This window comes from Pontibacillus salipaludis (assembly GCF_014642405.1).
Lineage (GTDB): Bacteria > Bacillota > Bacilli > Bacillales > BH030062 > Pontibacillus > Pontibacillus salipaludis.
In genome coordinates, this window is sequence record NZ_BMIN01000009.1 from 112,336 (window position 1) to 132,439 (window position 20,104).

Annotated in this window: 24 protein-coding genes; 17 read left to right on the forward strand and 7 right to left on the reverse strand. The window is 40.2% G+C overall.

The features are described 5' to 3' along the window. Positions 1-51 precede the first annotated feature (51 nt). Complete coding sequence (locus IEW76_RS11510; RefSeq protein WP_229721217.1) at positions 52-960, forward strand: cupin domain-containing protein; 909 nt, start codon at positions 52-54, stop codon at positions 958-960. Positions 961-997: 37 nt separating this feature from the next. Here IEW76_RS11510 and IEW76_RS11515 read toward each other — a convergent pair whose 3' ends face one another. Continuing rightward, the gene (locus IEW76_RS11515; RefSeq protein ID WP_188653962.1) at positions 998-1,729 is read right to left on the reverse strand and encodes a class I SAM-dependent methyltransferase; all 732 of its coding nucleotides are present in this window, start codon (positions 1,727-1,729) and stop codon (positions 998-1,000) included. Positions 1,730-1,796: 67 nt separating this feature from the next. After that, complete coding sequence (locus tag IEW76_RS11520; RefSeq protein WP_188653963.1) at positions 1,797-2,984, reverse strand: cytochrome P450 family protein; 1,188 nt, start codon at positions 2,982-2,984, stop codon at positions 1,797-1,799. A gap of 97 nt (positions 2,985-3,081) precedes the next feature. Here IEW76_RS11520 and IEW76_RS11525 point away from each other — a divergent pair, with 97 nt between their 5' ends. From IEW76_RS11525 to IEW76_RS11535, 3 genes are all read left to right on the forward strand, one after another. Beyond that, the gene (locus IEW76_RS11525; protein WP_188653964.1) at positions 3,082-3,246 is read left to right on the forward strand and encodes a hypothetical protein; all 165 of its coding nucleotides are present in this window, start codon (positions 3,082-3,084) and stop codon (positions 3,244-3,246) included. Positions 3,247-3,314: 68 nt separating this feature from the next. Continuing rightward, complete coding sequence (locus tag IEW76_RS11530; protein ID WP_188653965.1) at positions 3,315-4,430, forward strand: NAD(P)/FAD-dependent oxidoreductase; 1,116 nt, start codon at positions 3,315-3,317, stop codon at positions 4,428-4,430. 460 nt (positions 4,431-4,890) lie between these two features. Next, positions 4,891-6,645, forward strand: a complete 1,755-nt coding sequence (locus IEW76_RS11535) for an ABC transporter ATP-binding protein (protein WP_308422068.1) — start codon at positions 4,891-4,893, stop codon at positions 6,643-6,645. Positions 6,646-6,778: 133 nt separating this feature from the next. On the opposite strand, the gene rarD is transcribed toward IEW76_RS11535, so the two are convergent. After that, positions 6,779-7,675, reverse strand: coding sequence for an EamA family transporter RarD (rarD, locus tag IEW76_RS11540; RefSeq protein ID WP_188653969.1), 897 nt, complete (start codon positions 7,673-7,675; stop codon positions 6,779-6,781). Positions 7,676-7,781: 106 nt separating this feature from the next. Here rarD and IEW76_RS11545 point away from each other — a divergent pair, with 106 nt between their 5' ends. Both IEW76_RS11545 and IEW76_RS20980 read left to right on the forward strand, forming a co-directional pair. After that, the gene (locus IEW76_RS11545) at positions 7,782-8,303 is read left to right on the forward strand and encodes a hypothetical protein (protein ID WP_188653971.1); all 522 of its coding nucleotides are present in this window, start codon (positions 7,782-7,784) and stop codon (positions 8,301-8,303) included. 94 nt (positions 8,304-8,397) lie between these two features. After that, positions 8,398-8,523, forward strand: coding sequence for a hypothetical protein (locus IEW76_RS20980; RefSeq protein ID WP_268235062.1), 126 nt, complete (start codon positions 8,398-8,400; stop codon positions 8,521-8,523). Positions 8,524-8,621: 98 nt separating this feature from the next. On the opposite strand, the gene IEW76_RS11550 is transcribed toward IEW76_RS20980, so the two are convergent. After that, positions 8,622-9,044 (reverse strand): hypothetical protein, encoded by a 423-nt coding sequence (locus IEW76_RS11550; RefSeq protein WP_188653973.1) that lies wholly within the window; start codon positions 9,042-9,044, stop codon positions 8,622-8,624. 200 nt (positions 9,045-9,244) lie between these two features. Between IEW76_RS11550 and IEW76_RS11555 the strand changes: the two genes are divergently transcribed. The 3 genes from IEW76_RS11555 to IEW76_RS11565 all read left to right on the forward strand — a co-directional run bounded on the left by IEW76_RS11555 (position 9,245) and on the right by IEW76_RS11565 (position 11,261). Next, a complete protein-coding gene (locus tag IEW76_RS11555) occupies positions 9,245-9,676 on the forward strand; it encodes a BrxA/BrxB family bacilliredoxin (RefSeq protein WP_036785285.1) in 432 nt (143 codons plus the stop codon). 77 nt (positions 9,677-9,753) lie between these two features. Then, positions 9,754-10,704 (forward strand): aromatic acid exporter family protein, encoded by a 951-nt coding sequence (locus IEW76_RS11560; protein ID WP_188653975.1) that lies wholly within the window; start codon positions 9,754-9,756, stop codon positions 10,702-10,704. Between the two features lie 50 nt (positions 10,705-10,754). Further along, entirely contained in the window at positions 10,755-11,261 is a 507-nt protein-coding gene (locus IEW76_RS11565) for a L,D-transpeptidase (protein ID WP_188653977.1), read from the forward strand. Between the two features lie 53 nt (positions 11,262-11,314). Here the strand turns inward: IEW76_RS11565 and IEW76_RS11570 are convergent, their stop codons facing one another. Further along, complete coding sequence (locus tag IEW76_RS11570; RefSeq protein ID WP_188653979.1) at positions 11,315-11,842, reverse strand: hypothetical protein; 528 nt, start codon at positions 11,840-11,842, stop codon at positions 11,315-11,317. A 139-nt stretch (positions 11,843-11,981) separates the two neighbouring features. Here IEW76_RS11570 and IEW76_RS11575 point away from each other — a divergent pair, with 139 nt between their 5' ends. The 6 genes from IEW76_RS11575 to IEW76_RS11600 all read left to right on the forward strand — a co-directional run bounded on the left by IEW76_RS11575 (position 11,982) and on the right by IEW76_RS11600 (position 16,740). Then, complete coding sequence (locus tag IEW76_RS11575) at positions 11,982-12,710, forward strand: ZIP family metal transporter (protein WP_188653981.1); 729 nt, start codon at positions 11,982-11,984, stop codon at positions 12,708-12,710. A 138-nt stretch (positions 12,711-12,848) separates the two neighbouring features. Beyond that, positions 12,849-13,940: an ethanolamine utilization protein EutH gene (gene eutH / locus IEW76_RS11580; RefSeq protein WP_188653983.1), complete on the forward strand. Its 1,092-nt coding sequence runs from the start codon at positions 12,849-12,851 to the stop codon at positions 13,938-13,940. A gap of 122 nt (positions 13,941-14,062) precedes the next feature. Further along, positions 14,063-15,001: an exonuclease domain-containing protein gene (locus IEW76_RS11585; RefSeq protein ID WP_188653985.1), complete on the forward strand. Its 939-nt coding sequence runs from the start codon at positions 14,063-14,065 to the stop codon at positions 14,999-15,001. Positions 15,002-15,058: 57 nt separating this feature from the next. Then, complete coding sequence (locus tag IEW76_RS11590) at positions 15,059-15,433, forward strand: nuclear transport factor 2 family protein (RefSeq protein ID WP_188653986.1); 375 nt, start codon at positions 15,059-15,061, stop codon at positions 15,431-15,433. 242 nt (positions 15,434-15,675) lie between these two features. Further along, positions 15,676-16,161 carry a PaaI family thioesterase gene (locus tag IEW76_RS11595; protein ID WP_188653987.1) on the forward strand — a complete coding sequence of 162 codons (486 nt, stop codon included), beginning with the start codon at positions 15,676-15,678 and terminating at the stop codon, positions 16,159-16,161. Between the two features lie 21 nt (positions 16,162-16,182). Then, a complete protein-coding gene (locus IEW76_RS11600; protein ID WP_188653988.1) occupies positions 16,183-16,740 on the forward strand; it encodes a hypothetical protein in 558 nt (185 codons plus the stop codon). Positions 16,741-16,803: 63 nt separating this feature from the next. On the opposite strand, the gene IEW76_RS11605 is transcribed toward IEW76_RS11600, so the two are convergent. After that, positions 16,804-18,177, reverse strand: a complete 1,374-nt coding sequence (locus tag IEW76_RS11605) for a hypothetical protein (RefSeq protein ID WP_188653989.1) — start codon at positions 18,175-18,177, stop codon at positions 16,804-16,806. 201 nt (positions 18,178-18,378) lie between these two features. On the opposite strand from IEW76_RS11605, the gene IEW76_RS11610 reads away from it, so the two are divergent. Beyond that, a complete protein-coding gene (locus IEW76_RS11610; RefSeq protein ID WP_188653990.1) occupies positions 18,379-18,585 on the forward strand; it encodes a hypothetical protein in 207 nt (68 codons plus the stop codon). 461 nt (positions 18,586-19,046) lie between these two features. Here the strand turns inward: IEW76_RS11610 and IEW76_RS11615 are convergent, their stop codons facing one another. Further along, on the reverse strand, positions 19,047-19,247 hold the full coding sequence (locus IEW76_RS11615) for a YczO family protein (protein WP_188653991.1): 201 nt from the start codon (positions 19,245-19,247) through the stop codon (positions 19,047-19,049). A 149-nt stretch (positions 19,248-19,396) separates the two neighbouring features. Between IEW76_RS11615 and IEW76_RS11620 the strand changes: the two genes are divergently transcribed. After that, the gene (locus IEW76_RS11620) at positions 19,397-20,023 is read left to right on the forward strand and encodes a M15 family metallopeptidase (RefSeq protein WP_188653992.1); all 627 of its coding nucleotides are present in this window, start codon (positions 19,397-19,399) and stop codon (positions 20,021-20,023) included. The last annotated feature ends 81 nt before the right edge of the window (positions 20,024-20,104 follow it).

The following is a 20,104-nucleotide window of genomic DNA, read 5'->3' on the forward strand; positions in this document are numbered from 1 at the left end:
TTTTTATGCGAATGTCGTACAAATTATGGGCACTTTGCATAGGATGGGGTGATGAATTTTTTGAAGGGGATGATGAATGTGTATTATGGTTCTCACATTGATCCATATCAAGATGATGCTTCATACGGCACAAATGAAATGATGCGGAGCAACCAGCGCGTAGCGGAAGCACTGTTAGCAGGAATAAAAGGTGAGGCAACAGCGGTTGACTTCTATAATCGCTTAGCGCAAGCCGCGCCTAGCGAAACGGATTATACAAACATTGTTCACGCGTTGAGGAAAGAGCAAGATCATTTGAATCGATTTACAGATCTGTATACAGAGATTACGGGGAATCGTCCAACTTATCAGATCAATCGTATTTCATTTAGTACCTATGAAGAAGGTTTAAGTAAAGCCTATGACATTCAATCTGAAAATTATGAGATGTATCGTGAACATTATGAGCAATCTCATCTTTCGCCTGTTCACGATTTATTCTTAAGGGCTTGTAATGACGAGGTAGAAAATGCTGAACGCTTTCATGCACTATCATTTGATGAAACACGAATGACGTTACAAGATTACGGTGGGGAGCCTTTTGTGATTGATATTAATAAGGCAACTCTTGAAAACGATACGTTCCGTACAGCTCTTTGGACGGGAGAACATTTTCAAGTCACGCTGATGAGTATTCAGCCAGGAAGCGACATTGGATTAGAAGTTCACCCCAATATAGATCAGTTCATCCGACTTGAGCAAGGGGAAGGCCTGGTACAGATGGGAGACACGAAAGACCAGCTTACGTTTGAACAAAAGGTTGGGGATGACTTTGCCATCATGGTACCAGCAGGAAAGTGGCACAACGTGAAAAATATCGGAGACATACCGATGAAGGTTTATGTTATTTATGCACCACCTGAACATCCATTTGGTACGGTGCATAAGACGAAGGCAGATGCAATAGAAGCAGAAGGGTAAATAATGATAGGTGCAGTGACGTTTCACTGCACCATTTTCATTTGCGACACGAGAACACAAGAAAGAGGGGGATTCGTTTTCTTCGTTTGTATTCCTCTTCATTTTTGAAGTGCTCTTTTTGTGGCTCGCATTCTTTTAGATCTTCAATTGCAAATCCAGCTTTTTTTAGAAGCTGAAAATACGTTTCGGTAGTCCGGTGGTACTTGATGACTTGTTCGTTTATCCAGCGTTCTTGACGTTCTCCTTGATTGAAATAGTCATCAACGGTCCAGTTTGATCGTTTTCCAGTTGAAGCTGCACTTTCAACAGGTGACGTTAAAACGGGGTGTTGGACGCTACACAAGAATTGTCCACCGTTTTTTAAGGATCGATAAATGTTTTTAACAATGGGAGAGAGGTTTGCAACATAGTGAAGAGCCATACGTGAAACGACAATCTCAAATTGCTCATCTTTAAACTCCCAATCTTCCATAGAGGACAGATGAATCGTACAATGTTCTTCTGGTAAACTTTCTTTTGCTTTTTGGACCATGTTTAATGAGGGGTCAACACCTTCATAAAAAGCGCATTCCTGCTGGATCAGTGTAGAACCAAAACGACCGTCCCCACAACCGAGATCGAGAATACGCTTACCTTCAACAGCATCTATTAGATCAGTTATAACTGGGGTTTCCATTGTATTATTGGGACTTGTTTCTCTGTTTCTTCTAGCCATAAATTGATTAAAAAACGATTCTTGATCATAAATGCTGGTTCCATTATAAACCATCCGATCCCTCCATTTGTTTTAATCATAAAAAGAAGTTCAGGTAATCTCTGAACTTCATTCTAAGTGCTTATAACGTTACGTTAAGCTGTTCTAACCCCCTTAATAAAAACATCTTTCGCCATGTAGGGGTTGTGTATGGGGCGAGCTTTAGGTTTGGACAAGCGGTTAATAGATGTTGAATCGCAATTTTCCCTTCTAATCTAGCAAGGGGTGCACCGAGACAAAAGTGAATCCCAAATCCAAAAGCTACATGCTGATTATTGGGCCTAGTTATGTCGAAGCTGCAGGCGTTCTCAAACTTTTGTTCATCCCTGTTTGCTGAACTTAAAGAAGCAAAGATCACATCTCCCTGTTTTAAAGTCGTGCCGTGAAATTCACGGTCATCTTCTACCCAGCGAGCCGTTGAGAAGTCGACAGGACTATAATAACGTAGCCCTTCTTCAATAGCGCTCTCAATCAAAGAGTGGTCTTCTTTTAATCGATTAAACTGATCGGGATGTTGTAAGAGTGCGTATATCGTATTGGCAATCAAATTCACGGTTGTCTCATGGCCAGCGATGATAAGAAGTACAACCATTGAATAAAGCTCATTACGACTTAACTGTTCCCCTTCTTCTTCGGCTTGAATGAGGTTCGAAATGAGATCGTCTTTAGGGTCCGTTCGACGGCGTTCGAACAGATCATCTAAATATGCAACAAAGTCTTTGACGTCTTGTGAGAATTGAGGGTGTTCCCCTTCGGAGGCAGATACAATCGTGTTCGACCACTTCCTGAACGAGTTACGGTCCTCCGGTGGAACGCCAAGAAGTTCACTAATGACGATAATCGGTAATGGGAAGGCGAACTCATCAATTAGATCGACTGGGCCCTGTTTATTTTTCATGTTTTCGATTAATTCTTTGGCAATTTCATCGATTCTCGGGCTTAATCGAGAGATGGTTTTGGGATTAAAGTAAGGTGTGACGAGTTTCCGGAGGCGTGTGTGGTCAGGTGGGTCAAGATCTAGCATCATATTGCTGAAAATAGTTTGTTCAACATTTTCCTCATCTTCATTTGGATATAATTTAGAGAAGTCTTTTAAGAAACTCGGTGTCTTTAATAGTTCTTTTACATCACTATAGCGTGTCACCATCCAGGTCGTCTGGTTATGTACTTCTGACATCTTGAAGATCGGGTTATCTTGGCGAAGCTCTTCGTAAAACGGATAGGCGCCTTCTTTGAATTGAGATTGAAAAACTTTCTCTTTTGTACTCATGTTATTCCTCCTCTTTCTTACAGTATAAAAGAGTTAGAATAATCTAACAAACATTATTTACCAGCGTTATGTTAAGATTTTAGTGGGGGTGATTACGATGGATGAGTCCTATTATGTAGGATGGGGGACGCTTGCTTTAATTAATGCTGCACTTGCTCAAGGAAAGAATCGAACTGGTCTAAATTGGTTCTTGTTGTCGTTGTTTACGGGTCCCATTGCGACGTTATTGCTTCTCTTTAGTGAAAAGCGAACAGAGGGCTAATTGAGTTGTGCTCTTAGATCTTGTACAATGGCGAGTGTACATAAGACTGAGTAGGGATAGGTGTCATCATGAAAAAACATATCGTTATTGGAGGCGGCATCGTTGGGGCCTCCACCGCTTATCATCTGGCTAAAGCAGGTGAGCAGGTTACGCTCGTTGACAGGCAAGATCCTGGGCAAGCCACTGAAGCAGGAGCGGGTATTATTTGCCCTTGGTTAACAAATCGTTCAAATAAATCCTGGTACCAACTCGTTGAGAATGGAGCTGCTTATTACCCTGAGCTGATCGAAGCGCTAGAAAAAGACGGGGAGACAGAAACTGGATATAAACAGGTTGGTGCTATAAATATTTTTGATACTGAAGAGAAGCTAGACCGTAAAATGGAAGTCGCGTTAAAGCGTAGAGAAACGACTCCTGAAATGGGTGAAGTTACAAGGCTCGGAGCTGAAGAGACACATAAGCTGTTCCCTGTACTATCAGAGGAGTACTGTGCTGTCCATATAAGTGGTGGTGCTCGTGTTAATGGGGGAGCCATTCGTGATGCTCTTCTGCGTGCAGCTGAGAAAAATGGAGCTGAAATTGTTTCAGGAGATGCTTCTCTTGTTTATGAAAGTAATTCTGTAACAGGTGTTAAAGTAGACGAAGAAGTGTATAAAAGTGATCAAGTTTTGGTGACAGGTGGTGCGTGGGCTAAAGGGATTCTAAAACCATTAGGTCTACATTTTGAGGCCCGTCCTCAAAAAGCACAAATTATTCATTTGGATTTACCTAATAGTCATACAAATGAATGGCCAGTCGTCTTGCCACCATACAATCACTATATTTTAGCATTTGAACACGGAAGGATTGTCGTTGGCGCTACTAAAGAGGATGAAGCCAGGTTTAATAATGACGTCACAGCTGGTGGTGTCTCTGAACTGTTGGATAAAGTTCTGCGTGTTGCTCCAGGGCTGTCAGAAAGTCATTATGTTCAAACTAAAGTCGGCTTTCGACCATTTACACCAGGCTCACGCCCTGTACTTGGTAAGGTATCTGGTGTAGGAGGGTTGTTTGTTGCAAATGGTTTAGGAGCTTCTGGGTTAACTAGTGGTCCGTATTTTGGAATGGAACTTGCGAACATTGCTATGGGGAAGGAAACGAAGATTAACAGGGATGATTTTGACCCGAGTATAGCCATTCAATAAGGGACCTCACTGTGCGTTAATGAGATCTTTATGTAGAAGGTAAGGTGAGTAGTTTGGAGGTTACATTATTATCAATATTTTCGGCTATCATCATTTTGATGACTGTTTATTCAATGGTAAGGGTATTCAATATTGCGAAAAAACGAAGTGACATTACAATTGTTCAATATAAAACATATGTAACCATTACCATAGCTTCAGGACTGGTTATAGCTACCCTGCTACCCTTTGGCTATCTCAAGCTAGTCGAAATGATAGGACTTCAATAACCTCTCTAAAAACATCTAGCAGAATGGCTAGATGTTTCTTTATGTCACAACACTTTAGCAGGATAAAGCGTGCCAGACACCGTTTTCTGCACTAAAGCACTAAAGGGTGCCAGGCACCCTTTAGTGCTTTAGTAAGATGATGTGTCTGTTGTTATGGTAAACTTAGGGTGAAGTTTGAATGAAGTGAGGCAATAGAGATGGAAGAAGATAATAAGAGACGAATAGGGTGGAAGGATTTTCTGCATTTGGTTCGTGGGACAAACCCTTCGAAGGGGCGTATGGTTGTTGCTGTAGCATTTAGTGTACTCTCTACTATTGTTGGGCTAATCATACCGCTCCTTACGAAAGGGTTCATTGATGATTTTACACTTGAGTCCTTCAAATGGGGATATGTAGCAGGATTATTTGTGATTTTCCTTTTACAAGCGATTGCAAGTGGTGTATCGATCTTTCTTTTAAATTATGTAGGTCAGCAAATTGTCGCAAGCCTACGCACAAAAGTATGGGATAAACATATTAAGCTTCCAGTCTCATTTTATGATCAGACAAAGACTGGAGAAATGATATCGCGCATTATAAATGATACGAGTATTGTAAAGAACTTAATTACTGAGCATGTAACGAATTTCTTCACTGGATTAATATCGATCATTGGTTCAATTGTCATCCTTCTTTATCTCGATTGGAAAATGACAATAGTGATGTTAATTGCGGTTCCTTTAGCTGTTGGAATCATTTTGCCTCTTGGTCGGAAGATGTATAAGATCTCTAGAAGTTTACAAGATGAGACAGCTACGTTTACATCCACAACAAGCCAGACACTTTCTGAGATTCGTCTTGTGAAGGCATCTAATGCTGAAGGCAGAGAATTTAACAAAGGACAAAAGGGAATATTTTACTTATTTCAGTACGGTGTGAAAGAAGCGAAGATTCAAGCAGTTATCGGTCCATTAATGACACTTGTGATGATGGCTATGCTTGTTATTGTGTTAGGATATGGAGGCTTCCGCGTTTCTTCAGGTGCCCTTACTGCAGGGGACCTTGTCGCCTTTATCTTATATTTGTTCCAGATTGTCGTTCCTTTAAGCCAGTTTACCAACTTCTTCACTCAATTTCAGAAAGCTGTTGGAGCTACTGAACGAATCGTGGATATCCTTTCTCATGAAGAGGAGCCACTTGTGAAAGGCATAAGTTTAGGAGAAGGGAAAGCTCCAATTACGCTTAATGAGGTCCAATTTGCATACGATCCTTCAGAGCCTGTTCTTAAGGACGTTTCGTTTACCGTTTCTCCAAATGCTGTAACAGCAGTAGTTGGCCCAAGCGGGAGTGGGAAGACTACTTTATTCTCTTTATTTGAACGGTTCTACTCTCCCACCAAGGGAGAGATTATGTATAACAACACTCCGATTGATTCGTTTTCACTACAAGAATGGAGAAGTCAGATCGGATACGTTTCACAAGAGAGTCCAATTATTGCCGGTACAATTCGAGAGAACATCGTGTATGGATTAGACCAAGAACCTACTGAGGAAGAGATTCGCCAGGCTGCACGCATGGCTTATGCAGATGAATTTATCACCGGATTCCCGGCTGGGTACGATACGGAAGTAGGGGAACGAGGTATAAAGCTTTCTGGTGGTCAACGGCAGCGGATAGGCATTGCTCGTGCGTTAATACGCGATCCACACATTCTGTTATTAGATGAAGCCACCTCAAGTTTGGACAGTAAAGCTGAAATGGTTGTTCAAAAAGCACTCGATAATCTGATGAAAGACAGGACGACGATCGTGATCGCTCATAGACTATCGACCGTTGTAAATGCCGATCAAATTGTATTTCTCGATCAAGGAAAGGTAACGGGAATCGGTAATCACAGAGAGCTTTACCAATCCCATACAACTTACCAACAATTCGCTGATCAACAACTTAAAATGAAACAAGGATAAGCAGGTAGGCTACGCACCTACCTGCTTCTTATATGATGGGCAGCTTATCCTTTATTGCTGTGCTCTGCAACAGCGTGCCAGACACGCTTCTGTGCTTTAGTGAGATGCAGGGTGCCTGGCACCCTGTAGTGCTTTACTGCGCTAAGGTGCGGGGGCGTTTGAGTCTTGTGATGGTATAGATGGCCAATCCGGACCAGATGAATGAGAAGGCGATCATATGTACATGAGTGAAGGGTTCATTATATAGAAAGACGCCAATAACTAGCATAATGGTTGGAGCAAAGTACTGAAGAAAGCCAACCAGGGATAAAGGAATACGCTTCGCTCCGCTTGAGAACAGAAGGAGTGGTATTGCAGTTACGATTCCTGCTCCAAATACATAGATAGAAGTCATAGATAACCATTCTATTTCTCCAAAGCTTCCTGCTTGTTGGCTTAATAAATACAGTAACGCAATAGGAGTGACCAATAATGTCTCGATCGTCAATCCAAACACTGCACCTACGTTCACCATCTTCTTTAATAAACCATAGGATCCAAAACTAAACGCAAGTAATATTGCAATCCAAGGGAAGGATCCGAAGTTCCACGTCATATAGGTTACACCGACTGCTGCAAGAAGGATGGCAAGCCATTGAGCTTTATTAAACGATTCTTTCAATACAAGCATTCCTAAGAATATGCTTACAAGTGGATTAATATAATAGCCTAGACTAGCTTCTACTACGTGATCTGTGTTTACTGCCCAAATATAGGTAACCCAGTTAATACTTATAGTGATGGAAGCAAGACTGATGCCAATAACCTGTTTTTTATTCGTGAAGATGCGTTTAACTTCCTGCTTAAATGGTTTGCTTTTTCGAAGTATAACGATGACTCCGAACATAAAGAGACACGACCAAATAATACGGTGAGCCAAAATTTCAAAAGCCGGCACTTCTTGAATCAATTTCCAGTAAATCGGCAAGATCCCCCACAAGATATAAGCACCAGTCGTATAAAGTATTCCCAGTTTGCTTTCCGTTTGCATGTCGGATGTGTCCTTTCTTATTAGAATCACCTCATCCATTATAATTCTGAAGGATAAACATCGCTACTTAAATGATTGAAGGTTAATAGGGGAAGGAGAAATCGGAATGAAACCCTTTAAAGCACATCTATCTGAGAAGGATGTTGTAGCTCTTGCTTATTTAGTCGGTCAGCGACTTGATTCCATTATTGCAACTTCAACGAGCCTCCATGTTCAAAACGAAGCCCTGGATGAATACGATTCAATCCTAATTGAAGTGAATCATCAATACATTTCGATTCATAATACAAGACTTGAATCGGAGGGTTTTGTTAGGTATTGGGATGTAACTAAACTGCATCCTTCTGAATTAAACCGTGAAGAAGAGGATGAAGACAATATTCTGTATCATATTTCTGTTGATCAGCTTTTTGTCACAGAGATCAGGGGCATTTCCATTTTTGCAAAGGAAGTAGAAACAGATGAGGTAACACTAATGGTAGATGAAATGATCGTATTTGATCTAGAGGATGGACGAGAGGTTGGCTTAGTAGCCAGGAAAGAGAAATCAGGTGTTGGGATTTTGTTTGAAAGCGAATCTATCAATAGGATCGCTCAATCTTGTATAGAACGTTGTCGATGCGGATAAAAACAAATGATCCCAGTTCGCGTGTTTATTTCCAGTTGAGAAGCGGGTATAGACTATTGTAGTCAACAAAAGAACTTCTAAGGAGGTATTTACAATGGCTAACAACAATAACAATCAAGGTAAAAGTGGCGAGAACCGAACAGAGGAACAAAATAAAGAGTACGGCCGCCAGGGGAAATACGCTAAAGGGAACAAGAAGAACTCAAGTGATCATGAATAGGATGTACACAATAAAAAGACTGGCCTAGAAGTCTGAAAGGACTTTATGAGGCCAGTCTTTTTTATGTAACTGAGTTTGGCGTTTCTCTCATTTGGCTGTTATTCAATCTCTTCGAAAAATTTTCCATCTTCTGGAGCTTCATCTTTAGGAGCTAGTACGCCAACTTGGGCAATCCCGTCTTCTTTAACGAGATAATTGTAAAACCAATCTGGTTCTTCTTCGAAGGCGACGGTGATGAGTGAAGACGAACTGTCACCTTGTTCTTGTGGTTTTAAATGATAAGATGCATCAGGAAACTTGTCACTTAAATAGGATGTTAATCGATCAACGCCAGGCTCACCTTCTAATGCTTCTGCTTTCTTAAATCCATCAGGAATAGTGGAAGGGGGTGTTGTCGTGTAGGTTGTATAGGCGAAAAAAATAGCTAAACAAGCGCCTACTGCCAATAAAATTTTATTTCTCTTAATGCCACCGATCACAATGAGAATAATAGCGATAGGAGCGACAAATAGATAAGCCATTGATGTTCCTCCTCCAAATGAGTAATCTTCTTGGTTTTTCCAAGTGTTCATTTTGTAATATAGGGGTTGAGACCAGCCGCGTCAATAGGAATATTCAGGGATGTCTCGTTAGAATTTTGCGAGTAATTTCGTTGAAAGCCCCGGAAAATCTTGATATGATGGGCTTAGTAGATCACTCTACAAAAAGGAGATATGCACATATGGACTTTAATATTTTCATGCAAGACGCTGTTGGTCAGGCTCGTAATGAAATTGAATCGGTTGGTTACGAACAGCTGACAACACCTGAAGAAGTAGACGAAGCATTACAGCGAAAAGGAACTACACTCGTTATGATTAATTCTGTATGTGGTTGTGCTGGTGGTGTAGCACGCCCAGCTGCGGCCCACTCTGTTCATTACGATAAACGTCCAGATCACTTGGTGACGGTTTTTGCTGGCCAAGATCGTGAAGCTACCAATCGCGCTCGCGAATATTTCGAAGGCTTCCCTCCATCTTCACCATCTTTCGCGTTCTTAAAAGATGGTAAGATTGTAACGATGGTAGAACGCCACGACATTGAAGGATTTGATCCAATTCAGGTCGTAAATAAACTACAAGCAATCTTTGACGAACATTGTGAAGAAATTTAAGTGAAAAGATGGTCATACTTGGCCATCTTTTTACTCGTTTAAATGGAAATGTTACCGAAATTAAAGGAGATTAAGACGTGAAGATTGGATATCGAACGATTAAAACCGCTGTAGGGACCCCTATAGCGATTTGGATTGCTCAAATCCTAGCCTTAACGAATTTCGCTTCGGCTGGAATCCTTACCATACTTTGTATACAAAACACGAGAAAACGCTCTATAATGAGTGCATCATCCAGGTTTGCAGCTTGTTTATTGGCAATGGCCTTTTCCTACGCTGTATTTGAAACGATTGGCTATCATCCCCTTGCAATCGGAATCATGCTGATCTTATTTATTCCCGCAACGGTAAAATTAAAGGTAAAAGAGGGAATCGTAACAAGCTCTGTTATTATTCTGCACTTATATGGTTCAAACAATATTGGCTTAGAAACCCTCATTAATGAATTTTTACTGATTGTCGTTGGCATAGGTGTAGCCCTAATTCTGAACTTGTACATGCCGAGTCTTGAAAGCAATTTAAAAGAGAAACAAAAACAAATCGAGGATAACTTCAGCATTATACTTAAAGAAATTGCTGAATTCTTAAGAACGGGTGACCAAAAATGGTCTGGGCAAGAGTTAACTGAAACGGCTCTTATGCTTGAAGACGCAAAGAGCTTGGCTTATCGAGATGTGGAGAACCATTTGCTTCGTAATCATCATGAATATTACCACTACTTTCAGATGCGACAGAAGCAATTTGAGTTACTCGAACGCATGTTGCCTCATATCAGTCGTGTTAACCATACTTATCAGCAGTCAATGATCATGGCCGAATTTTTTGATGAGCTTTCAGATAGCGTCCACCCGGGAAATACAGCAGTACTATTCTTGAAGCAAATTAAAGAAATGAAAGAAGGCTTTAAAAAGGGAGAACTTCCTCAAACGCGAGAAGAGTTTGAAGAGCGAGCAAGTTTATTTAATTTGTTAAATGAAATCGAACAATATTTAATTATCAAGCGATCGTTTAAAAAGAGTGATATTTAGTAACTTGAGCGGGCAAGCTACCACTAAAACCATACCGAACAGGAGGTGTTGTGGTGAAAGGCTTGCTCGTTTTTATTTTGCTCGTTTCTCCAATTTGGCCGATTGGGGAAAATCCCTCAAGAGGCTACCCATTTGTAATTGTAAATAAAACGACGAATGAATTAGCTTTTATGGATGAAGGTAAAATACAAGGTGTCTACCCGGTTGCCACAGGGAAAACTTCTGATCTAACTCCAGAAGGACTTCACACGATTACAGTTAAAGCGAAAAATCCATATTATCGAAAACTGAACATTCCAGGTGGGGATCCGAAGAATCCGCTTGGAACTCGTTGGATCGGATTCGATGCTAAAGATACGGATGGTCGAATTTACGGGGTGCATGGTACCAACAGACCTGATTCGATTGGGAAATATATATCAAACGGCTGCATTAGAATGAATAACAAAGATGTAGAAGCCCTTTATGAGAAGATTCCAATTGGTACTAAGATTCTTGTCACCTCTACGAAAAAATCATTTCAGCAGCTGGGTAAAGAATACAAGGCTATTGAGTAGAATTAAATCATTTGAAAAAGAGCTCAGAACTGAGCTCTTTTTCTCATCGTTATTTACTTTGTTGTAACTGCTTTTGTAAAGGTGTCGAGATCATTGTGTGTGATTCTTGTAATAGCACCGTCCTCATTAAAATTAATTCTTCCTGATAGTTCAACGGTTTCATTCTCTGCCTCAGCTTTAGTGATCTGAACGCTAGCGGTATACGTATAGGCGTTATCAACGGACTCTACTGGTTCTATTGTTAAATCCTCCACATTCATCTTCCCATCGATTCCTTGGACTTTACTGTGAAATAAGCTAATCGCGCGATTGGCTATCGCATCGTCGTAATAGTTTTCTGAGAAATAGGGCTTAAACTCTTCGTCATAATAACTCTCGATTTCACTAGCTGATTGTTGTATATTCTCGTAATTCTCTGCTAGCTCTTCGCTTGGGCCTGTGAACATCTCCTTGACTACGATTTCAGCTGTTTCACGGTCTTCATCTTTCTCTTCTGAGTTTACAGAAGAACACCCAACCGCAAGGAATAAGACTCCACATATCGCGATTAACTTCCAGAGCATGTTGCTATTCCCAATCATTAAAAACCCTCCAAAATCTTTGTTACTCTTATTTACGTTTACGTTGCAGTGAGGTTTCAGGGAATTCCATAAAAATGTAAAATCACCTGATTCATGAAGCTAAGCTCGTCCTCATAGAGTAGTTGGAGGGGGAATTTCAATGGGAGTAGAAATGATAAGTATGCTAGTGGCTTCTTTATGTACGCTGCTCGGTGCTTTACCTGTATTGCTCATAAAAAACCTTTCTCATAAAGGACGTGATGTGCTTCTTGCCTACACCGCTGGCGTGATGGTGGCAGCTTCAACGTATGGTCTTATTCCTTCAGCTTTGAAACTATCGAATGTGCCTGTCTTAATAACAGGAATTTTAGTTGGAACTGTGGTGCTGATGCTCCTAGAAATTCTTTTACCTCATCAGGACTTAGAACATGAAGTGGAAAAAGTGTCACGTTCTTCTATTTTATTGTTTATTATCGCGATGTCTCTTCATAATGTTCCAGAAGGTTTATCAGTAGGCATTAGCTTTGCCAGTGACTATAGAGATTTAGGATCAATCGTAGCCTTTGTCATTGGACTGCAAAATATGCCTGAGGGGTTTCTGGTGGCTTTATTTTTATTGCTACAAAAGGTTCATCAACTAAAAATGATGATACTGGTTAGTGTGACAGCTCTTGTGGAATTACTAGCGGCAATAGTAGGGATGTGGTTTGGGCAATTTTTTAGCAACGTTATTCCATATGGACTTGCCTTTTCAGCAGGTGCGATGCTTTTTATTGTCTATAAAGAATTGATACCTGAAAGTCACGGTGATGGGAATGAACGGGTAGCTACGCTTTCGTTTATTTTTGGGTTTATCAGTATGATTTTTTTGACGGATATAATGAGGTGAAGAAGTTCTTCTAAAGAAGAGGGGCTTCTTTTATTTATACTGCGAAGAAAAATAGTTCCCATCTTTACATTTAATGTTAACATGAGGTTGGTGAATCAGTCGCCAATACATAGTTGAATCTTCAAAGGAGGAAGGCGGTTGTGGCTTAACGATCTAATATTAGCCATCATGTGCTTATTTATGGTGCTCGGTGCACTAGATTATTACGTATTGAATCATAAATTATATTTAGGTTGGCGATTCTATGAAGCTTTTATGATGATGGGACCACTCGCCCTTTCTATGGTCGGCATCATTTCATTGGCTCCTGTTCTTGCCAAGTGGCTCGCTCCGATTATTGTTCCGCTATTTGAATGGTTTGGAGCAGACCCATCCATGTTTGCTTCCATGCTTCTTGCTATTGATATGGGGGCATATCCGCTCGCTACATCTCTTGCTGCTACAGAAGAAGCGGCTATTTTCTCCTGGTCCTTATTAGGTACGATGATGGGGCCGACGCTTGTTTTTACAATTCCCATCGCTCTAACTGTTATCCAAAAGAATGATCGCCCCTTTTTTGCGAAGGGGATCTTAATTGGAATGATGACCATTCCTCTTGGAGTTTTTACAGGAGGTTTTATTGCAGGGTATGAACCTTTGTGGATGGTACAAAACCTTGTCCCTTCTATTCTACTTGCTGTAATGATTGCCATTGGTTTATGGCTTTTCACGAATGCTACTATTCGTTTCTTCGCTATATTTGGAAAAGGTGTAGAACTTATTGTAATTACAGGATTAGCAGCGATTATTATTGAAACATTAACAGGATTTACTGTCATTCCGGGGATGGCCCCTTTAAATGAAGGGATAACAATTGTAGGGCGTATTACTGTTACTCTTGCAGGAGCTTATCCACTCGTTGCTTTTCTAAATCGAATAGGAGAGAAGCTCTTTACCAGGCTTGGGGCACGCATTGGGCTGAATGCGACCGCGATGACTGGACTTATGGCCTCCTTGGCTCATCACTTACCGATGCTAGGTACGATGAAAGAAATGAATGACAGGGGGAAAGTTGTTAACGCGGCTTTCGCCGTCAGCGGAGCGTTTGTTATTGGAAGCCACCTCGCGTTCGTAGCAGGGGTAGAGAAGGAAATGATGATACCTGTCATGATTGGCAAAGCCTCAGCTGGTATTATGGCTGTTGTGATTGCTTTAGTCATGACTAGGAATATGAAGGACTCTAATGGATGATCCTTTTTCATTCTATTCCAAGACGGGCTCTTTGTAGCAGAGCATACCAAAACAAGACAATAGACGAATAGGGGCTATACCCTCTATTATAGAAAGAAATAGACTAGAGTAGGTGGGGAAAGATGAATTTTATAGCGCTTGATTTTGAAACAGCTAATTCTTCGAGGTCTAGTGTTTGTTCAATCGGTCTCGTAGAATATGAAAATGGTCAGCCCAAACAAGAATACTATTCATTAGTAAAGCCAAAGCGGAACTATTTTGCTCCAATTAATATATCCGTTCACGGTATTACGAAAGAAGATGTAGAAGAAGCTCGTGAGTTTGACACACTGTGGCACGAAGACATACAGCCTCTCCTTGAAGGTAAGTTCCTTCTGGCTCATAACGCTCAATTTGATATGGGAGTCTTGCGTGCAGTGTTGGATGAATATAAGATCCCTTATCCTATGATTGCTTACAATTGTACGATGAACATCTCGAAGAAGACGTGGTCATTCCCTAGGTACAATTTAAAAGAGCTATCGCATCATTTAAATATAGATTTGAATCACCACCATGCTCTTGATGATGCTCGGGCAGCTGCACAGATTTTCTTAGAAGCAGGGAAACATCTTGAAGCAAGTGATGAGAAAGAAGTCGTAGAAAAAAGTCAAACCATTAACGGGATGATGTTTGATGCATCTTATGAGCCTGCGCGTCTAAATCGGAAGAAACGTGTTAGTAAAAAAGGTCAAAAAGCCGAAGCTAAACAGTATATGGCAGCAACTCGTGATTTCAACACCTCTCATCCGTTTTATAATGCTACGTTTGTCTTTACTGGTAGACTGAAAGCACTCAAACGAGACGAAGCTATTCAGAGAGTCGTTGATCTTGGTGGTAACTGGGAATCTTCTGTCCAATCCACAACCAATTATGTTGTAGTAGGCAACCAAGCTTACGAGAATTATTTACAAGGTAAGAAAAGCAGTAAATTAGAGCGTGTAGAAACACTAATTGCTCAAGGACATTCCGTTGAAGTCCTTTCTGAGGATGAGTTTATCCGTCAACTTGAAACTGCTTAAGAGGAAAATGCTCTAGGGATGACCTTGAGCATTTTTTTATCATAAAGGGGGCCTATTATGGAAGATCTGTACAATCACCTAAAAGAGTTAGAAGAGACGTTACTCCAACCAGAAACGAGAAAATCTCTAGAATCTTTGCAAAACTTATTAGCACCTTCTTTTTTTGAAGTTGGTAGTAGTGGTGAAGTTTTATATAAGGAAGGTATAACGACAGAGAATATTGGGGTTGTGGACATGACCTTATTTGATTTCGAAATCCATCCTCTTTCTGAAGAGGTGGTGCTGACGACATTCACTATCGATAATCACTTAAAGCAGCAACGCTCATTGAGAAGTTCGATTTGGAAACATATGAATGGAAATTGGATGATGGTCTTCCACCAGGGGACAATTGCTAAAGAAACCTATAAAGAAAATCGGAGAGAGTTATGAAAAACCTCTCACCATTTCAAAAAAGAATGCTCGTGTTTAAGATAATTATAGTAGTTGCATTTGTAATTCTGCTTCTTTTTCTAGTGCGAACGATGTTTATTTATTAATGAGTGATGGTTGTTTTTCGTTAAATCACTTTACTATTGATCAAGGCAACCGGAAACACTGTCTATACATTGTAAAATAGAGCGATTTCATATTATGATAAGTAGGAAATGGATGGGAGAGGGAGGAGTGTTCACATGAATACAAGTGTCAAGTATGCGATACAAGATGTGTATCCAGCTGATTTTTCCTGGTGCTACGGTTGTGGACGATTAAATGAAAAGGGACACCAGTTTCGAACGGGATGGGACGGGGATAAAACCGTAACAATGTATACGCCAAAGGCTGAACACACAGCGATCCCGGGGTTTGTGTACGGAGGTTTATTAGCATCTCTTGTTGACTGCCATGGCACTGGGTCTGCTTCATTAGCGTTACATAAGAAAAATGGCTATATGCCAGAGGATGGGGTAGAGGCACCTAGGTTTGTAACTGCGTCCCTACAAGTGAATTTCACAAAGCCAACACCACAAGGACAACCTTTAAACGCAGTGGGTACAATTGAGGAGATCCATCCTAAGAAATATAAGATACATATAGAAGTCTTCTCAAGGGGCGTTTGCTGTGCTTCTGGTGAAGTAGTAGCGGTTAAAATGCCAGAGTCATTTGGTCAATCATCATAGAAGGACAAAAGGAGAGGTATTATGAAACAAATTGTAGCCATATTGCTCAGCATGGTTGCAATCGTTGTGTTTACAACGGTTTACTTTTATTCATCCACTGAAGGGATACGAGAAGAGATTTTCCAAGAGAGTGGATATACGTTGAAGCTTGAGGATCCTGCTGTCACAGCTGATGTAAACATTCAAAAAGAGTGGATGAACGAGAAGAAAACGGACGTTGATGAAAAGGTTCTGGAAAAAGGTAGTTCCACTGTCATCTTGGAAAGCGTAAGTATTGACTCAGAAAGCAACTACACGCTAACGTTTGATATTCGTCAAAGCTTCTCGAATGAAGAGAAGGGCGGTTTCCTGACTAGCTTCAATAGAGGTGTTGGAGAGGTAACCTTTAAACCGAAAGAGAAGGTTGCTTTTTATACCTCAAACGGTGAACAAATCAGCATAGATCAGGTCATGTTAGATGAAAGCTCAGGCCCTAATGAACGCTATACGGTCACGTTAAATCGGGACTACCTAGTTGATGTGCAGGATTACATTAGAATGGAATTGGATTATCAATATTATACGTATAGACAAGAATAACCAGCTTTTGAGCTGGTTATTCTTGTAGGTTCTTACATTGAGGATTGCTCTGCCTCATTATGGTTAAAGCTCGACGTTTCTTGCTTCCTTAAAAACAATCGAAAAAGGAAGATTGTTCAAGGAAATCTGAACGTAATCTTCGTTTCTTACTTCAGAAGAAGGGATTGAAAGGCTTAATTTTTCTATTTCACCTAGAGAGTGTGATTCTCTTCCACTGTATAGGATGGTAGTGTCAGAGTCAGAAGCTGTGGAAGCGATTGGCTGAAATTGAGAGGGGTCTACTCTGAAGCTGACTGTACGAAATGGTGCCTTTAGCCCGTTTGTCAGCTCCTTTCTAAGTCTAATCGTTAAGTTTGAAGAATTATATCGGATGGATTCGAGACTCACCTCTGCCTGATCGAAGACTTCAATGGTTTCTTCAGGTTGTTCTTCATAGGTATCTTTCTCTTCTAAATCATTTGGAAGTCTGGTCGTGTCCATTTTGAAAGTAATGGATTGATCACTTTCAAAGCTAACCGTTTGCAACGTGAATTTCATCTCTTTTGGCAATGACTGGACCACTTGATGCCCTTTGATAATATAATCGTTATCAATTTCTTGGGTTTGTTTATTTTCTACGAACCAGCCAGAAAATTGAAGCCTTTCTCCTTGGTTCGTTGTTGCAGAAACATGCATATTTTTTGGGAGTTCATCTTTAGGATGTTTAATGGTTACTCTGAGATCTGTACCAAAAGTACCAAAATTAATAGAATTAAAACTGATGTTATAATCTTTGTATGAGAACGTTTCATTAATCCTCATGCTTTTAACCACATCTTCATGAGCTTTGAAAGAAACGGAAAGGTCTATTTCCTGAACTTGTCCGTCTACGTTAATCATGGGGGAACCTTTAATGGTCAATGCATTTCCTTCAAGTGGAACGTTACTGTCAACGCTTAATGGTACAAATGAATAGAATTTGTTGCCGAGTTGGATGCCATGTTTACCCTCTATGTCTGAAGCCATTGCTAGAAGAGGGATGGATTCGTCATTAACTTTTGCTATGAAAGATTGATTATGTACATTAGGTGTATAAAGCTGTGGTACTGGCATCTCTTCTTTATTATTTATTGAAGCCTTCCCAATTGAAGCGACATCCCTGTGGTAGAACAAGTAAATTGTTCTTCCATTGTACCAAGCTTCATCTATTGTAACTTCCGCTTGAACGCCAGGTAATTCATACGTTTGATTGATTTCCCCTATAAGTGATAATTCTTCTGCTCGCTCTAATGCAGGGACGTTTCGATAAAAGTATTGTTTTACATCATTCATTGACGAAGCCATTTTGACCTGGGGTAAATCAATCTTTTCTACTTTTTCAGGGGAGTCAAAAACAGAATATAGTCCAACCCCAATTAACAATAGTAGACCTATTCCCATCATTAATCTATTTCTCATCGCCGAAACTCCTTCATTTATGTATTACCAGTATCGTATCAAATTCCGGAGTAGTTGTGGTTGAATTTGGAATGTTTTGTGGAATGAAACGAAAAGGATGGGGGACTGAGATAAAATTAGAGAAATGGAAGTGGGGGGGAGAGGTCTGAGTTTAATCAAAATTGTGTTTATAATAACGGCATGAGTTAAGGGGGAACATAAATGAAAAAATGTTGGTTACTCATATTATTAATCACACTCATTACATTAGCCGCTTGTAGTTCAACAGAGACTTATACATACTGGACTGAAGAGACCGATGAGCAAATACAGCGATTAAATGAGGCGAATATTAGGTATGAAATAAGAAATGGTGAAATTTGGGTGGGGGAAGGTGATATGGATAAAGTAGTTGCATGTTGCTCTTGAAGCAATGTATTTAACAGGGATTATAAATTGGAAAAGCGAGCCAGGTCGTCACCTGACTCGCTTTGTTATCGTACTTAGGAAAAAATGATTTTACTCATTTATCTTGCTTGCTTATTTGCAAGGTACGTGTTTGATTAGATATTCAAACACTGCCGCGGTTTATAAATTCTACAAGGTAGTTTTTCAACTTAAACGACGCAATCCCTACCTCTATTGCATCCTCACAGCTCCGAAGCTGATCCAGTGTGATTAAGTTGTATTAAAACATAGCAGAATGCCAGTCTCATACACATCACTCTTTCAATTTCCGATATAGTTACCTTTTAGCGAAGGCACAATAATTAATTATAGTATCTTACTTGTGAAAAGTCAATATGTTTTATACTGCTACAACAACTACCTTTAGAAAGGGAACTAATTATTAGAATACCCTGACCTTTAGAGTTATAAACCTGCAAATATTATTCTTGAAAATCTTCACTGTAGAGCTCTTCTGTAGAGGAGTCATTTTTCGACTTGGTTTTCTTTTGTTCTTCTACTAGTTCTTGACGTTGATCTTCTGTTGGAACACCGTCAATCAATCCTTCTTTTTCTTTTTTCTCTTTAAAGCTTTGATCGTCTTCTGTTAGCTTTCGATTTTGTTGATTTTTTTTATTAGCCATGTTCAACCCTCCGCTTTAATACTTTAGGGATATATTTCCTCTTGTGTAAGTGAGTTAAACCGAAAGAGCACATCAATGGAAGTAATCTTGTGTTTCGTAGACCTTCTGTGTGATATTGTAAGGATATAAAGAAAGTTACGCGGAGAGGAATGCAGAAGCACTTGAGAATACTAGCGAATATTGTAGCTTTTTTAATACTGCTTTTAGGGACAGGCGCTTTACTTTTGTGGTTTATTGCCAACACAGACTCTTCAGGGAACTCAGTGGGAGTATTTCAGCCGATAGAAAAGAAAGACGCCCCTATGCCTACTGAACTGCACCCGGAAGTTGAGAAAGCTAAAAATGAATTACTTAATAGAGCTAAGGAGAAAGGAATTTCTGTAGTCATTACAGATGGTCATCGTTCAATTGAGAGGCAAAATGAGCTTTATGAACAAGGACGATCAGGTAAAGGTTCTGTGGTTACGAATGCAGACGGAGGAGAATCGTATCATAATTACGGTCTTGCTATTGATTTTGCATTGAAAACGAACCGTGGAGACGTGGTATGGGACACAACGCGTGATGGTAATGGAAATGGAAAGGCTGACTGGATGGAGGTCGTATCCATTGCCAAAGACCTTGGTTTTGAGTGGGGGGGAGATTGGAGTTCCTTTAAAGATTATCCTCACCTCCAAATGGACTTTGGACTTTCTATTCGCGAGTTGCAATATGGAAAGAGACCAAAGGTAGAAAAAGATACTAACAAAGCTACTACAGAGAGCGAATCCTCATAGTTAGAGGTTCGCTCTTTTCTTATGTATAAATTGTCCTACTCTTTTATATATTTTGTAATAATCAAAAAATTCTTTGAATTA

Coding starts and splice junctions, on each gene's coding strand:
- IEW76_RS11510 (WP_229721217.1), top strand. CDS start 52: ATGAATTTTTTGAAGGGGATGATGAATGTGTATTATGGTTCTCACATT.
- IEW76_RS11515 (WP_188653962.1), bottom strand. CDS start 1,729: ATGGTTTATAATGGAACCAGCATTTATGATCAAGAATCGTTTTTTAAT.
- IEW76_RS11520 (WP_188653963.1), bottom strand. CDS start 2,984: ATGAGTACAAAAGAGAAAGTTTTTCAATCTCAATTCAAAGAAGGCGCC.
- IEW76_RS11525 (WP_188653964.1), top strand. CDS start 3,082: ATGGATGAGTCCTATTATGTAGGATGGGGGACGCTTGCTTTAATTAAT.
- IEW76_RS11530 (WP_188653965.1), top strand. CDS start 3,315: ATGAAAAAACATATCGTTATTGGAGGCGGCATCGTTGGGGCCTCCACC.
- rarD (WP_188653969.1), bottom strand. CDS start 7,675: ATGCAAACGGAAAGCAAACTGGGAATACTTTATACGACTGGTGCTTAT.
- IEW76_RS11545 (WP_188653971.1), top strand. CDS start 7,782: ATGAAACCCTTTAAAGCACATCTATCTGAGAAGGATGTTGTAGCTCTT.
- IEW76_RS20980 (WP_268235062.1), top strand. CDS start 8,398: ATGGCTAACAACAATAACAATCAAGGTAAAAGTGGCGAGAACCGAACA.
- IEW76_RS11550 (WP_188653973.1), bottom strand. CDS start 9,044: ATGGCTTATCTATTTGTCGCTCCTATCGCTATTATTCTCATTGTGATC.
- IEW76_RS11555 (WP_036785285.1), top strand. CDS start 9,245: ATGGACTTTAATATTTTCATGCAAGACGCTGTTGGTCAGGCTCGTAAT.
- IEW76_RS11570 (WP_188653979.1), bottom strand. CDS start 11,842: ATGATTGGGAATAGCAACATGCTCTGGAAGTTAATCGCGATATGTGGA.
- IEW76_RS11575 (WP_188653981.1), top strand. CDS start 11,982: ATGGGAGTAGAAATGATAAGTATGCTAGTGGCTTCTTTATGTACGCTG.
- IEW76_RS11585 (WP_188653985.1), top strand. CDS start 14,063: ATGAATTTTATAGCGCTTGATTTTGAAACAGCTAATTCTTCGAGGTCT.
- IEW76_RS11590 (WP_188653986.1), top strand. CDS start 15,059: ATGGAAGATCTGTACAATCACCTAAAAGAGTTAGAAGAGACGTTACTC.
- IEW76_RS11595 (WP_188653987.1), top strand. CDS start 15,676: ATGAATACAAGTGTCAAGTATGCGATACAAGATGTGTATCCAGCTGAT.
- IEW76_RS11600 (WP_188653988.1), top strand. CDS start 16,183: ATGAAACAAATTGTAGCCATATTGCTCAGCATGGTTGCAATCGTTGTG.
- IEW76_RS11605 (WP_188653989.1), bottom strand. CDS start 18,177: ATGAGAAATAGATTAATGATGGGAATAGGTCTACTATTGTTAATTGGG.
- IEW76_RS11610 (WP_188653990.1), top strand. CDS start 18,379: ATGAAAAAATGTTGGTTACTCATATTATTAATCACACTCATTACATTA.
- IEW76_RS11615 (WP_188653991.1), bottom strand. CDS start 19,247: ATGGCTAATAAAAAAAATCAACAAAATCGAAAGCTAACAGAAGACGAT.
- IEW76_RS11620 (WP_188653992.1), top strand. CDS start 19,397: ATGCAGAAGCACTTGAGAATACTAGCGAATATTGTAGCTTTTTTAATA.